We start from the raw sequence: 15,033 nt of genomic DNA, 5'->3' as shown, positions 1-15,033 counted from the left end.
TTTCCCCTTATTGTCTATTAATTATTTTCCAGAAACAATAAGAAAAAACCTAGAATAATTATTCTAAGTTTTTTCAAAAAAATTATTTTTCCAAAGGTAATATATTATATCGAAATACTATCTCCTGCTACCAAAACTTTATATCCTGCTGCTTCAACTTCTTTTCGAGTCGTTTTGTAATGACTATAATCTTCAATGTGCAGCGGATAAACATTCTTAGGCTGAAGCAGACTATCCATTTGTTTTAACATTCCCAAATCCATTGTAAAAGGTCCACCAAATGAACCAGATTTTACTGCACCTAGGTTAGCAAAAATAACATCTATATTTTGCGGAATATTCTTCGTTAACTCAGAATACAGAACTGTATCACCCGTGAAGTAAATTACCTTAGTTAGCAAAGGGCTTTTGATTGTTATTTGATAACCATTAACTTTTCCAACTATCTTTTGCATAATATAATTACTTGCATGATATGCAGGTACTGCTTTAATAATAATTTGATATTCTTCAACTGAAAATATTTGTTCTTCGCCCCATTTTAAAACCATATTATTTAAAACTGACAATCCTTCTGTAATTTTTTTATTAGTTGAAATTACAGTTTTACCATTTAGGTAACTTCTTCCTACATCATCTAAATGATCTTGATGACCATGAGTTATTAACCATAGGTCAACTTTATTAAGAAGCTCGCTGTCATTATTAACATCAGTTTGCTTTTTAGATACGAACCCTTTAAACTGGACTAGACTTCCTTTAGGAGATAAATCAGGATCAATACCGATATAAAATTTATTATCTATAGAGATGACTCCACACGCAACCCCACAATAAGTAAATAAAATAGACATAATACCTCCTTGACTTTTCACGAGCACACTTATCTTAGCTTTTATTTTTTCAAAGGTAGTATATTATATTGAATATCTAATTCATCAGATAATAAATGAGAAACTTTACATCTTAATTTGATATTTTCTAGTACTCCCTCTCTATCTTTTGAGCTTAGTTCTTCTTCTGTTCTATCCACATAGACATTTGCTACAATATTTTTATTATCGTAGTCTACTTTTAGCTCTGTTTCCACAGCTAAATCTTTTAAACCATAAGCTCTAACAAAATATCCTTTTGCACACATACTAATACACCCATTATAAGCAACAGTGAAGATTTCCATAGGTCCATCGAATTCTTCTTCTATTCTCATTGTATAACTTCCACCTAATGGTGTTGTTGCATTAGCAGTAAAACCTTCTTTTATTTTTAAGTTTGATGTGTACATTTTAATACCCCCATTTATTATTTTTTAAAAATTCTTCTATATTATTTATTTTCTACTACATCTTTTATTGTTTCTAATAAATCTACATCTTTATAAGCGTACTGAACTCCACTAAAATCCATATGTTTAGTAATATCATTAGTCTGCAAAATTAATGTTGCACCTGATTTACTAGCACCTATTGCTCCAGGTTTAGAATCTTCAATAGCAATTGAATTTTCAATATTAACACCTAATTTATTAGCTGCCAATAAATATACATCAGATGCTGGTTTCGGGTTTTCTACCTCTTCTCTAGTAGCAATTGCTCCGATATATTTTTCAAAACCTTTTCTCTTTAAACCTGTTCGAATATGCTCCTCTTTACCATTTGATGCTACAGCCATTTTTACACCTATCTCATGTAAATATTCCATAACTTCTGCAATTCCTGGCAATACAGGCGCACTATGATAATTTTCAAATATACGTCTAGTAATTTCCTCTTCGAATTTATCATAATCTTCATCAGACATACCAAATCGTTTATTATAATACCTTCTACTAGTCTCTTCATTTGTACCTGAGACATTCTCTATGTAATCCATTTTATCCAATTTAGCACCTAAGACTTCTTCAGTTAGGTCTCTCATATTCTCATAATAAACTTTTTCAGTATCTACAATAGTTCCATCAAAATCAAAAATTACCGCTTCTAGTTTTTTCACTGACATTCTCCTCATCTATACATATATTACCTATTTTAAACCCTAAACAATATTTTTTAAAGTAATATGCTAGTAAAATTTACCTTATTTTTAGGCAAGATTCCCAACGTAGAAACTACTCAAAAGTTACTAAATCTTTAGCTCCCATTCTAGTAGAAGGTCTTGCATCTTTTTCTTTCTTTCCTATAGCTATTAACATTACAGGCATTAATGATTCATCAAGCTCGAATAACTCAGAAACTTTCTTTCTATCAAATCCACCAATTATATTAGAATCATAACCTTTCGCATGAACGATATTCGCAAATTGCATAGTCCAAATTCCACAATCGAAATAAACTAATTCACGTTTCGTCTCATGAGTTGTAGCCTCTATCATTCCCTCAAGACCCGTTCTGAATTTTTCTTTTACTTCTTCTGTCATATGACCTTCTTCTACTGCAGAACCATAGATTTCATCAAATTTATCAAAGTAACTTAAATCACCTAATAATATAATCATCGCTGATGAAGTATCATTTTGTGTTTTATTAAAGTTTGCTTTACCTAACTTTTCTTTACCTTCTGGCGTGTCAACCACTATATATCTCCATGGTTGAAAGTTACACGATGACGGAGCAATATTTGCTTCATCCAACATTTCTAAAATTTCCTCACGAGGAATTTTAACACTCTCATCATAGTATTTTACCGATCTTCTATTTCTAATTACATCAAAAAAATCTCTCATTGTTTACTCAATCTCCTAAATTAATTTTCTAATCTTTTAGCTGTACAATTATACTATAATTGATACCTTATATCAACTATATTAACTTAATATAAAAAGAGCAGCCAAGAACTTTATTATCAGCTACTCTTCATTTTATATTATATTCATTTCCTAGAAAAATTTTAATACCACCACAATACCTCCTTGGATTACTCGATATTATTTTTCTAGATTTTTTAACTTTGTTATTTAACCAATCTTGCATTATTATTTCCCTAATATTACTTTTACTATCATCTCAGGCTTTGTAACCATAAGGAGATGATCTTCTTCCTCTATTTGTATGTAATTTGCAGGTATTAATTTAAAATAAGAGAAAATCGTAACTCTATTAAATACTTCTCTACATTTTTTTAACAACCCTAAATTATCTATTCCTGCATACAGAGATAAGTAATCATACTCTAACTCTGCTGATGGACTAATCACATATTCACTACCTCTTTTTCTCAGTTTTCTTAGGAGTAACTCCACTAAAAACTTATCTTGCTTTTCTTCTTCACTAAGTGTCTTTGATAGATATTCTTCTTTACTAGCGAACTTTATCTCCGGTTCAAAATATGTTTTTAACACTGATTTAGGAGGTATCGGCTCTAACCCCTCAATTACTATCAAATTGACCTCATTAAGGTATTCGCCAAAAATTTCCAACCCATTAAGCAAAACAACCGTTCCATAAGAAGCACTAATAATATATCCGCCTCTTTTAACCTTAGTCATTTTATTTAACAGTACCGTCTCAATTTCTTTTTTTGATATAGATTTAAAACTCTCTTCTGTAAATTCAATAAAATCAAAGGTTTGGTTTGGCATATTTTCCAGAACTCTCGTCCAAATATATCTATCCCAACCTAGTGGATTAATAAATAAGATATCTGTCATAATAATCATCCTCTCAAATATCTATACTAAAATCCTAATTCTTCACCAAAATCCTCTAATTTATTTACCAGTATCGCCCCCTCTCTAATATATTCATTCATGGCCCAACTCATTTTTGCTCCAAACTTCCCTGGAAGGCAAAATACATTATTACCTAAATCCAAAGCAAAATCTACCGTCCTAGATGTACCACTCTTTTTAGCCGCTTCTGTAACTAACAACGAACTCGTTAACCCCGCAACTAACCTATTTCTCTCCAAGAATTTATATTTTCTTATTGGCGATGTTGGCACATATTCCGATATAATTAAATGTCTTTTCTCTAATTCTTTATAGAGATATCTGCTTTTTTCCGGATATATTATATTGTGACCATGAGCAATAACCCCTATAGTAAATCCTCCATTTTTTATAGCACCTTCATGAGCTAAACTATCCACACCATAGGCAAGACCACTAACTATTAAAAAATAATTCTTTAGTAGATGCGGTACAATAGATTCTAGAGCTTCTTCCGAATACTCCGTATTGTTTCTACTGCCCACAATCGACATTTTACGTTTAAATAACAACAACTCTTTATTCCCTCTATAAAAAATTACAAAAGGATAATCGTACAACCTAAACAACTCTTTCGGATAATAAATATCATCGCAAAATATATAATTTACACTATAAAATTTAAAATACTCCTCAAAATTAAAATCCAAATTGTATTTTAATTTTTTATGAATCTCTTCACCACTGTCACCAAAAAATTTCTCAAATTCTTGAACAGATAGCTCTAAAACCATCTCTATACTCCCCAACTCCTCAAACATTTTATGCAATTTCAAAGTCGTAACTTTTTCTATCGCAACTAATGAGAGGATAATTCTTTTTTCGATGTCCGTTAACATCCCATAATACTCCCCCATAACAGTCTCCCTTAATCTTCATTTGCGATAAGCAAATTATAATAATTATCAAATACCTTTATAAATATCTCATTTTCCTGTTTATTATCAATGTAGATACTATCTTTTATCTCAATAATATTTCTCATAATACGAATAAGCTCTGTGTATGTTTTACCCTCTTTGTAGAATCGATACATCAATCCCTGCCAGTAAATTAAAGGAGTATTTATCAATATTTGTTCCAACATATTAACCCCTATAATCTCTGGAATGTTGCTTAACTCTATTCTTTGATTATAAAACATACTTAATACTTTGTTCTTTACCGTTTTATCATATTTAATTTGTTCATAAACATAGTTTTCAATATCTGATGGATATAATTTAGAAGTCAAATCCTTCTCCGATAATCTTAAATCCAATGGAATATCAAATTTATCTAAACTAACAGTTGTTTTGATACAAACGGCATTTCTCTTTTTCAGATTATGTGCCCAGAGTTGATATAATTCAAAACTCTTATTCTCACTATCCCAACCATAGAAGAACACTTTCCCTTTATAATAATTCAAAAAATTATCCACGAAAGGAGCATACCTTATATAACTTATACCATCATAGCTTTTCAACTCTTTTATGAATTTATTTGTATCTATTAGCCAAATAAGTTTTATTCCTGCTTTTTCGTATCCTATGGTTCGTTGCTTAATGAGCTCTAACGGAATTACCGAGCGTTGATATTCAAAAGCAATATTCTTATCCCTAATAAAAACATCAGCTATTTGAATATTTCCTTCTCCTACTTTGAAAACATGCTCAACTTCAACGTTTTTATACATACTTCTAAAGTGGTTATACAAATCCTTTTTCGCCTCTAAATGTTCTTTACTTTCTTTTTTATAAGTCTCATAATCACATGAACAATTTTTAACATGAGCAAAATGCGATTGTATCTTCACACCTTTTTTAAAAATAACCTTTTCTCCACAAACTGGACAATGGTATTTATTTGCTTTTTCAATATCAGTATCCAATGCATTACATACTTTATTATTATCATCATACGCTACATACATGATTCTCACCTTTTTCTCTAGCACCTCATTACTAGAACTACTGCACGTCATTCGTATTAAAATCTATTAAATTATCATTTTACTTAAGTACTCTATACTTTCTATAAATAGCATCATCTATCTCTATTTCAACAAACTTATTTAAATTTATCCCTGATATTTCATCTTTGTGGTTATCACTATCTATTAGATACGTTTTCCCATCTTTTTGACATAGATAATAATGAGTCTGACGAATACTTGCTTCCCTCATAAGATACATATCTTCTTTAAGTGAAAAATTCAAAGAATTCATTGGCCACGGTTTTTTTATGTATTTTTTTACCTCCACTACGCGATCATAACAATTAGCATTCATTGTAATATCCCCCTTTCATTGATTAGAAAACATAATTATTATTTATTTTTTACATACTATAATCTCTAAATCTATAGTTATTTCTTTTAATTTTTGAATATCACTTTCTAATATTTGTTTCGAAAATGTTAGTGGTGTCATCTTTAAAAAGTTTTCCGCCAAATATGAATCTAATACATACGTCTCTTTCACATTAACACGTTCCACTACTTCGCAATTTTCTTCAATTAGCGAAATAGTATCATCATTTTTATACTCCTTAGCAGCTGTAATAGAACGTATTTCCTTTAAATACTCTGCGTTTGGAATAACTTTTATCAAATATCCATCTTTTCCAAGAACTCTAAAAAACTCTGTGTAATTAGCCGGAGTTAAAATATTCAGAATACACGAAACACTATTATCTCTAAATGGCAAATTTGATAGATTCGCTATCATATAAGGATTTTTTTTATCCTCCTTTACCGCAAGTTCTATGGCATCTTTACTATTATCCAGACCATAGAAATACTTATCAGGAAACTTTTCTTTTAGTTTTCTAATATAATAGCCTTCTCCACACCCAATATCTAAAACTCTATTTTGCGCATACTTCTCTATCAAACTTTCTAGTACTTCTAATACTTTTTTATAAAATCCATTGTTAAATATGATGCTACGCGCTTCAAATAGTTCTTCACTATACTTTGTTGGTTTATAATTATTTATTAAATGAATATGTCCTTTTTTAGAAAAATCATATCTATGGTTATCAACACAGATTAAACTTATTCCTTCTATTTTAGCTTCTGTTGCACATTTCGGGCAAAGATAAATATCATTTTTATCAAACTTTTTCACTACATTTTCTATTTTCATGAAATAACCTCTACTTCCTAGCTATATTGTATCAAATTTTTAACAATAATGATAGCGATAACATCTTTATTAAAAAGAATTTTTTTCATTTTTTTTAGATTAGCACTATGCATTTTGATAATCTTTGTAAACGCTTGATTATTAAGTATATAAAATAAAAATGACGATCTAGTTTTTTTATTTAAATCTATCGTCATTATAGTTATTTATTTTTGTTTTTTATTTTTTAAATTTTTAAAAGTAACTCATATTAAATTATAATAATATATTTGTATAGACAACTCATTTTTTCTTTTTACTTTCTCTAAGTTCTTTGAAAAAACTTTTCATTAACATTGAACATTCATCTTCTAGTACACCCGCTACAACTGTTGCTTGGTGATTAAATTTATTATTAGAAACCAAATCCATACAACTACCACAACAGCCGTATTTTGGATCTTTCGCTCCGTAGATTACATTTTCTACACGAGCTTGAACTATTGCCCCACTGCACATAACGCATGGCTCTATAGTAGTATATAAATAACTATTGTCCAAACGCCAAAACCCTTGCTTTTCACACGCTTTTTTTATCGCAATCATTTCTGCATGATTCAGAGCTTGTTGAGTTTCCTCACGTGTATTGTGCCCACGTGCAACCACTTCTCCATCCACTACTAATACCGCTCCAATAGGAACTTCACCTTTTTCATACGCTCTCCGCGCTTCTTCTAACGCTAACTCCATATAATAACTATGCTCTTTCAACTTATAACACCTTCCAGTAATATTTTCTCTAAGTTCTACAATATTATAGCATATTTCCTACGTAGAAACAGTAAAAATAACTGCCTCTAAAACGTTTCGGAAGCGTTGCTTCCTCAATCAGCTTAAGTAAATAAAGAAACAGCTCTTATTTCTTTAAAGATTTAATGAATCTAACATCCTTAATCAGTACTAATAACATCACAAATAGCACTAATATTTTTCTATATATATTATCAATATTAATCCCTACATGCGTCAATATCATATAAATTAAAATACTGTCAACAAAGCTATTTCTCTGTATTAGCTTATAGTTTATTAAATTTAATACAATACTTATTAAACTACATAATATATATAGTATGAAAACTAGATTACTTACTATAGTTACCATTTTGTTTCATACCCCCTTTATCTCTTGTACTCTGTTTATCAAAAACTCCCTTATTATAATCCCGTCCCTCTATATACTTTTCTTTATTTTTTTAATATTATAGCCTATTTCTAGCGAAGTAACAGTAAAAAATAACCACCTCTAAAAAGGGTGTTTGTTATTGTTTCGGAAGCTTTACTTCCTCAATCAGCTTAAGCAAATAAAGAAATAAGTGCTGAAATAACTCTTATTTCTTGAAATACTACTATTCATTTTCTTAATTACTTTCTTTTGGATAAAAATTACCCTGAAGTATCACAATAAGATATTTATTACAGAAAAGCATACTGTAATCATTAAACTAAAACATATAACTATATGATTAAACAATAATATCATTGTAATCATTAAGTCTACAATACTATTTTAAGTATAACATTTTGAAATTATATCATTTATCTAAACTTGAGATTTTATATTATAGATACCTTCCCACACCTAAACCTATATTCACTCCTCTTATTACTTGCAAGCAACCCGTTACAACACCTTATTAGTCATCCATAGCTCCTCATCCATAGTCTACAACATTAAGTAAATCTTCACTTTTTTAATTCCTCATTTTGATGTTGCTCTTTCTTAAAGCTATATTTATATATTAATGTAGAAATATACACTATAAAACATATAACTTTCACTAAGTACCATAAACTATAACTCACAGGATAAAGTATCGTTAAATACAATACTATAATTAATATTTCTGAAAATTTTAAATTATTCATAACTTCACTCCTATCTCTACCCGAAACCATTATCTTCGTTGAGTTGTTGTGTATTCAAACAACTTGTAGTAATTGCTCCATAATTTTCACTATAGCCTATACATTTACAAAAACCATCACAACTTATTGATTTCGTCATTATTTAATAATTCATAATAAGTATTCGTAAAAAATATCTCATTCCTATTTTCTATAATTGACACCTCTTACAATCTTTATTTTACAGTACACTTATTATTTTTTTATAAATTATACCCTAAGTTTACATTTTTATTTCCTAACATGCAAAATTTTATTGTTTATAGAATAATCTCATGGTAGAATTATAATATGTTATAAAAATGGAGGTACACTAATGAAAATTGCTATCTGTGAAAGTAATAAAAATACATTAAAACTTATAGAAGATACCATAACTAAATATTTTATAATTAACGAGTGGAATTTCGATATAATGCTATCTACCACAGATCCAGAAGACATTATAAACTTTATTGAAGAAAAAAAAGCTGACTGTTATTTTTTAGATATCAATTTTGGAAAAGATAGTATCACCGGTATAAAATTAGGAAGAAGAATTCGAGACTTAGATGCTTTTGCTAAACTTATATATATTAGTTCCCATCAAGAATACCAGAATGATTTACTAAAGGAGATGATTTCTACTTTCGCCTTTGTTAACAAAAATAAAAATACATTAAAAGATGATATTCGTAAAACTTTAGACACACTACACAAGCAATTCCTGTTAGAAATCGACACTAACTCAAAATTACATAAAATACCTATAAAAATAGGCACTAGACAATTTATTTTCGATATTCAGGATATCCTATATTTTGAAACAATTGGTGATCATAAAATATCAATCTATTTAACAGAAAATAAAACATATTCCTTTTATGGCAAGATATCAAAATTAATTAAATTAAACAATAACCTATTTCAATGCCATAAATCTTATATAGTAAACCTACAAAATATTACTGAACTTTATAATGATACCATTATTTTTAAAAATAACTCTTCTTTACTATTGTCAGTGTACACAATAAGAAAAATAAAGAAAAAATATACAGAAATTTTTAATATTTAAAACAATTTTATGTCTTATCATATCCCGATATTATAACTATTCTGTTATCTTATTCACTCCTCATAAATACTAAAATTATTTCTTTAAATATTTCAAACTGTAAAACAATCAAGAAAATTAAATTAATAAACCTTCCTTAAAAATTATTCCAAAAAGATAGCAACTAACACGTAGAAAATCAAGAAATCAGTGAAAAATCCAGCTAATTTTTACTATTAGCTGGATTTTATATTTATTCAGTTCTTAAAGCTTCGACTGGATCTTTTTTAGCTGCCATTCTTGATGGTATTACACTAGCTATCAAGGTTAGTATTACACTCAATAGTATTAAACCTACCGCAGATTTTATATCTAACCCCGCACTAAAATTATCTATTTTTAAAGCTTTAGCTATAGTTTTACTAATAGGTAAAGCTAACCCTGATGATACAATAACACCTACTGCTCCAGATACAAAACCTATTAAACCTGCTTCCGCTATAAAGATTCTTGTAATATCTTTTTTACGTGCCCCTATAGCTCGTAAAATACCAATCTCTTTAGTTCTTTCCACTACTGAAACATATGTTAGTATTCCTATCATAATTGATGATACAATTAGCGAAATGCCCGCAAACGCAGTTAATATCAATGTAATAGTATTAATCATTTGCGACATAATTGATGTCATCTGTTTAGCCATATCTGAATATGTAATACTATACTTATTATAATCTTCAGTTCCTGCACCATATCTATCTGCAACTTTTTTATTGTACTCACTAATAGTGTTTGCTATTTTATCACGATCATTAAATGTTTTCGGATAAATTAATATCGAACTAGGCTCAGTATTCGCTCCTAAACCAGATAGAACTTCAGTCGCCACTTCATTATCCATTTTTGTATTAGTTAGAATATTTTTACTTTTATCTTTTTCTTGCTCTTTTACTATTTCTGAAGAAACTTCTTTAGATAATAAGCTATCTTGTAGCTCTTTCGTATACCCTAATGTAAATTGAGGTACTGTAAAACTGTCTTTAGCTTTAGCTATTGCCACAATTTTTACTTTTGTACCAGCATTATACATTTTCTCATCAACAGCAGCTGGAACAAATCTATTTTCCACTTTAGTGTAGTAGTTATTATTATCCACTATACTAAATTCTTTACCTAAAATATCTTCATATTTCACTTTAGCATTTTCACTATAACCAAGAGCTTTTAAAACATTTTTATCTATTTCATTATTCTTCGCTGTAAATAATACTACTTCATCACCTTTAGGATACTCAAAATTCTGTTCCAAACTTTTAACTATTTCAAATTGATTCATTATTAAGTTTTTATCTTCTGGTAGTACACTAAATATAGTATTTCCTCGGAAATTATCTTGACCATCCATTTTAACATCTACTATATCACCTTTAGTGTTTTTAGTAAGAGCTTTTATTTTATATCCTTTTGCAAAATCTATCACTGAATAATAGTCTTTAGCATTTTCTTGAATATATTTAATGAATGTTTCCCCATTACCTAGCGCATCTTCTGAATACAGGTTCTTATGGACATCCCTACGTGATTTTGGAACAAGATTCTCTTCGCTAGAATCAGATGTGTTGTTATCTTCACCTATTCCAAAATTAATTTGATTCGAACTAATTGTTATCGGCATACTAGATAAATTCTCATTTTGCATAGTTTGAATATACTTATCCATACCTGATGATATAGCAAGTACTAAACCAATACTAATAATCCCAATACTACTAGCAACAACGGTCATTAATGAACGAAACTTTTTAGTAAGTAAGTTTTTAAAACTAGACTTTATAGCACTACTAAATGCCATTGCTGTTTTCTTCAACTCATATCCATTGTTTCCTTCTTGCTCAATATACGGTTTAGTATCTTCTATTATCTCCCCATCTTTTACACTAACTATTCTATCACTATATTTACGTGCTAACTCTGGATTGTGAGTTACCATAATAACTAGTTTCTCTTTACTTATTTCTTTTATAAGCTCCATAATCTGAACGCTAGTTTTACTGTCTAAGGCTCCAGTAGGTTCATCTGCTAGAATAACTTTCGGATTAGTTACTAAAGCACGTGCAATAGCTACTCTCTGCATTTGTCCACCGGATAGCTGATTAGGTTTTTTATACAGATGATCTCCTAGTCCAACATCTTCCAATACCTTCTTAGCTTTTATATCATTTTCTTTATTTGATTCACCAGAAATGGATAGAGCCAATTTAACATTTTCTATAACACTTAGATGCCCTATTAAATTATAGCTTTGAAACACAAAACCAATAGTTCCATTTCTATAGCTATCCCAATCTCGATCTGTAAATTCTTTAGTAGAGCGTCCCATAAGCAGCATATCTCCCGAAGAATACTTATCAAGACCTCCTATTATATTTAATAGTGTTGTTTTCCCACTACCACTAGCACCTAAAATCGATACAAATTCACTTTCTCTAAAAGAAATATTAACCTTTTTTAATACTTCTACCTCCGTGCCCCCAGTATTATATTTTTTTACTATATCTTTTAACTGTAACATTGCACTATTCCCTTTCATTCTATTAGTTAATACATTATAGTTTTCTCAGTTTACATAGAGTTAAAATATCTCTATTACTAAAGATTCCGTATTTAATCTATTTAATAAACTAAATACAGAATCTTTTTACTTATCTATATTTTTTCATAAGATAAAACGGTAGGAATATACAAATTAGCACAAAAATAGCTATAGCAATAATTGAACTTATAGGATTAATCATCGCACTGAAGAATATTATTGCCCCACCTATTACCAATACTCTAGAGTAACTACGAATAACTTTTTGTTCATTTACACCTTTTTCTAATCCAAATAGATTAAAGTTATATTTACCCCAAAATTCTTTTTTAGGTAAGTAGTTACCTAATACCATAAATATTATACCTATTGTAAATACTGTATACTCTCTAATCTCAAAACTACTATTCATTGCATATGTTAGTAATGCACATTGCCCTATGACACTCACTATAGGGATAATACTTTTTATTAACACTGCACCTTTTTTAGGTGTATTTTTAGCATCAGCAGATAAAGAAATTACTACTTGCAATATTGCACAAAACAATGGCAGAACAATAATCTCAATATCTTTACTCATAAAACTGTTTGGTTTGCCATCAACTCCAAAGTGAATAGCTATTTCACTAGGTAATACACTATAATAATATACACCTATTAAAATTGGCAACAAACAAATTACAACACTATATATCAATGTTTTTCTATCAACTCTCATCTTTCTTTCCTCCTAATTCATACAACCACACTAACAGTTCCTCAAAAATACTGGCATTAAGTTCATAATAGACATAGTTTTTATACTTACTTTCTATTATCAACCCAGCTTTCTTTAATTTAGATAAATGATAAGAGATTGTCGCTGCAGTTAAATGAAATTCTTCAGCTAATTCCCCTGCACTTTTCTTCTCATCTTTCAGTAAATCTAATATATCTCTTCTAACCGGATCTGAAATTGCTTTTAATGTTTCACTCATCCCATTTATATCACCACTTTCATATCGAATTGCAATTCTATTTAGATATCTATCTAATTAGATTATAGCCCTACCATTAATATTTGTCAATACCTATTTAGATATTTTTCTAAATAGATTTAAAAATTATCTTTTGGTAACTTTATTTTAGTATATACAATTTATACTCTTAAAAAAAATTTATATAATTATTTATATGTGCCAATCATTGATCTCATAATTTAAATTTTACTTTGTAAAATATTAGCACTTTTAATCATATCAAATAATACTAATATATTTTTTTCCAACTCTTTTCATCCACTATAACAGTATTGAACATTAATTTAAAACAGTTTATAATAAGTATGAAAACATTCACAATTTTAAATAAAGGAGAATCATTATGAAACTAGCACTATTTAATTTAAGAGAAGACGAACGACCATTTGTTGACGCTTGGATGAAAGAACATCCAGATGTAGAAATAGATCTACATGAAGGTGAACTTCAAGCCGAAACAAAACACTTGCTAGACGGGAAAGACGGAGCGGTAATGTTCCAAAATAGACCTTTTGCTAAAGAAGTATATGACTATGGTAAAGAACAAGGTCTAAAAGTTATAGCTAACCGTATGGCTGGATTCGATATTTATGATATCAAATATATGAGAGAGCTTGGAATTAACATGACAAACGTTCCTCGTTATTCGCCAAACGCTATTGCAGAACACGTAGTAACTACTGTTCTTTACATTAGTAGAAATATTAAAAAAATACTTAACAATATAGAAAAACACAACTTTACTTGGAATAAAAACATTATTTCAAAAGAACTTAGAACACAAACTGTAGGTGTTTTAGGAACAGGAAATATTGGTCGTCAAACAGCAACATTATTTAAAGGACTAGGTTGCAAAGTAATTGGTTATGATTTATACCCTAGTGATGCTGCTCGTGAAGTTTTAGAATATGTTGATACTATCGATGAGCTTTTAAGTCAAGCAGATATAGTTACTATCCACGTTCCAGCCACTAAAGAATATACTCACATGGTTAATGATGAATTCTTTAGCAAAATGAAAGACGGATCTATCTTCGCTAATGCCGCTCGTGGTATTTTGGTAGATACAAAAGCTGTTATTCGTGCATTAGATAGCGGAAAATTATTAGGAGCTAGCTTAGATGTTTACGAAAATGAAGGAAACTATGTTCCTAAAGACTTCTCTAACAAAGATTTCGACGACAAACTTATGCAAGAATTAATTGACCGAGATGATATTATCTACACTCCTCATACAGCATTCTATACTGAAACAGCAGTTAAAAACCTTGTAGAGGGAGCATTGAATGCAGCAGTAGACGTTATTACAACTGGTGATTCTCCAAATATTGTCAATAGATAGCCCTTTAATATAATTAAACAGGAAGGTAAATTACAAAAATCTAATTCTAAAGATTTTGAGTAATATTTCACCTTCCTGTTTTTTTCTTTTTTCCACATAATCTATATTTTCATATTTTATTTTTTTATATTTTTTTAAAAAAATAATATAATTTTCTGTTAGTTTGCATATTCTAATTTACCCCTATAAACACCTTAACAACAAGCTTTGTAATTATCCTGAAATTGAAAACTGGAAATATATTTTTTATATTTTT

At 29.1% G+C, this 15,033-nt stretch carries 15 protein-coding genes; 2 read left to right on the top strand and 13 right to left on the bottom strand.

What is annotated here, in order from left to right:
- Positions 1 to 104 precede the first annotated feature (104 nt).
- The 10 genes from T369_RS0104875 to tadA form a co-directional block, all read right to left on the bottom strand.
- A complete protein-coding gene (locus tag T369_RS0104875; protein WP_031552528.1) occupies positions 105 to 854 on the bottom strand; it encodes an MBL fold metallo-hydrolase in 750 nt (249 codons plus the stop codon).
- A gap of 41 nt (positions 855 to 895) precedes the next feature.
- Complete coding sequence (locus T369_RS0104870; protein ID WP_031552526.1) at positions 896 to 1,285, bottom strand: OsmC family protein; 390 nt, start codon at positions 1,283 to 1,285, stop codon at positions 896 to 898.
- 41 nt (positions 1,286 to 1,326) lie between these two features.
- A complete protein-coding gene (locus T369_RS0104865; RefSeq protein WP_210727758.1) occupies positions 1,327 to 1,998 on the bottom strand; it encodes an HAD family hydrolase in 672 nt (223 codons plus the stop codon).
- Positions 1,999 to 2,107: 109 nt separating this feature from the next.
- Positions 2,108 to 2,722, bottom strand: coding sequence for a nitroreductase family protein (locus tag T369_RS0104860; RefSeq protein WP_031552519.1), 615 nt, complete (start codon positions 2,720 to 2,722; stop codon positions 2,108 to 2,110).
- Between the two features lie 249 nt (positions 2,723 to 2,971).
- Positions 2,972 to 3,646, bottom strand: a complete 675-nt coding sequence (locus tag T369_RS0104850) for a hypothetical protein (protein ID WP_031552516.1) — start codon at positions 3,644 to 3,646, stop codon at positions 2,972 to 2,974.
- A gap of 26 nt (positions 3,647 to 3,672) precedes the next feature.
- Positions 3,673 to 4,563: a DNA-processing protein DprA gene (gene dprA, locus T369_RS0104845; protein ID WP_031552513.1), complete on the bottom strand. Its 891-nt coding sequence runs from the start codon at positions 4,561 to 4,563 to the stop codon at positions 3,673 to 3,675.
- Between the two features lie 11 nt (positions 4,564 to 4,574).
- Complete coding sequence (locus tag T369_RS0104840) at positions 4,575 to 5,672, bottom strand: competence protein CoiA (RefSeq protein ID WP_233417882.1); 1,098 nt, start codon at positions 5,670 to 5,672, stop codon at positions 4,575 to 4,577.
- Positions 5,673 to 5,700: 28 nt separating this feature from the next.
- Positions 5,701 to 5,979, bottom strand: a complete 279-nt coding sequence (locus tag T369_RS0104835) for a hypothetical protein (RefSeq protein ID WP_031552507.1) — start codon at positions 5,977 to 5,979, stop codon at positions 5,701 to 5,703.
- A 42-nt stretch (positions 5,980 to 6,021) separates the two neighbouring features.
- Positions 6,022 to 6,837, bottom strand: a complete 816-nt coding sequence (locus T369_RS0104830; RefSeq protein WP_031552504.1) for a methyltransferase domain-containing protein — start codon at positions 6,835 to 6,837, stop codon at positions 6,022 to 6,024.
- A 282-nt stretch (positions 6,838 to 7,119) separates the two neighbouring features.
- Entirely contained in the window at positions 7,120 to 7,587 is a 468-nt protein-coding gene (tadA, locus tag T369_RS0104825) for a tRNA adenosine(34) deaminase TadA (protein ID WP_031552501.1), read from the bottom strand.
- Positions 7,588 to 9,100: 1,513 nt separating this feature from the next.
- On the opposite strand from tadA, the gene T369_RS08970 reads away from it, so the two are divergent.
- The gene (locus T369_RS08970) at positions 9,101 to 9,841 is read left to right on the top strand and encodes a LytR/AlgR family response regulator transcription factor (RefSeq protein WP_031552493.1); all 741 of its coding nucleotides are present in this window, start codon (positions 9,101 to 9,103) and stop codon (positions 9,839 to 9,841) included.
- Between the two features lie 232 nt (positions 9,842 to 10,073).
- Here the strand turns inward: T369_RS08970 and T369_RS0104805 are convergent, their stop codons facing one another.
- The 3 genes from T369_RS0104805 to T369_RS0104795 all read right to left on the bottom strand — a co-directional run bounded on the left by T369_RS0104805 (position 10,074) and on the right by T369_RS0104795 (position 13,393).
- Positions 10,074 to 12,392, bottom strand: a complete 2,319-nt coding sequence (locus T369_RS0104805; protein ID WP_031552479.1) for an ABC transporter ATP-binding protein/permease — start codon at positions 12,390 to 12,392, stop codon at positions 10,074 to 10,076.
- Positions 12,393 to 12,522: 130 nt separating this feature from the next.
- Positions 12,523 to 13,134: a DUF1648 domain-containing protein gene (locus T369_RS0104800; RefSeq protein ID WP_031552476.1), complete on the bottom strand. Its 612-nt coding sequence runs from the start codon at positions 13,132 to 13,134 to the stop codon at positions 12,523 to 12,525.
- Positions 13,124 to 13,393, bottom strand: a complete 270-nt coding sequence (locus tag T369_RS0104795) for an autorepressor SdpR family transcription factor (RefSeq protein ID WP_031552473.1) — start codon at positions 13,391 to 13,393, stop codon at positions 13,124 to 13,126. Before T369_RS0104795 ends, T369_RS0104800 begins: the two co-directional genes overlap by 11 nt.
- Before the next feature lie 385 nt (positions 13,394 to 13,778).
- On the opposite strand from T369_RS0104795, the gene T369_RS0104790 reads away from it, so the two are divergent.
- A complete protein-coding gene (locus T369_RS0104790; protein WP_031552470.1) occupies positions 13,779 to 14,777 on the top strand; it encodes a D-2-hydroxyacid dehydrogenase in 999 nt (332 codons plus the stop codon).
- Positions 14,778 to 15,033: the final 256 nt, after the last annotated feature.

Source organism: Gemella sanguinis ATCC 700632, from assembly GCF_000701685.1.
GTDB classification, from domain to species: Bacteria; Bacillota; Bacilli; order Staphylococcales; family Gemellaceae; genus Gemella; species Gemella sanguinis.
Note: the sequence above shows the minus strand (reverse complement) of the source record. Positions and strands in the feature narration are given on the sequence as shown.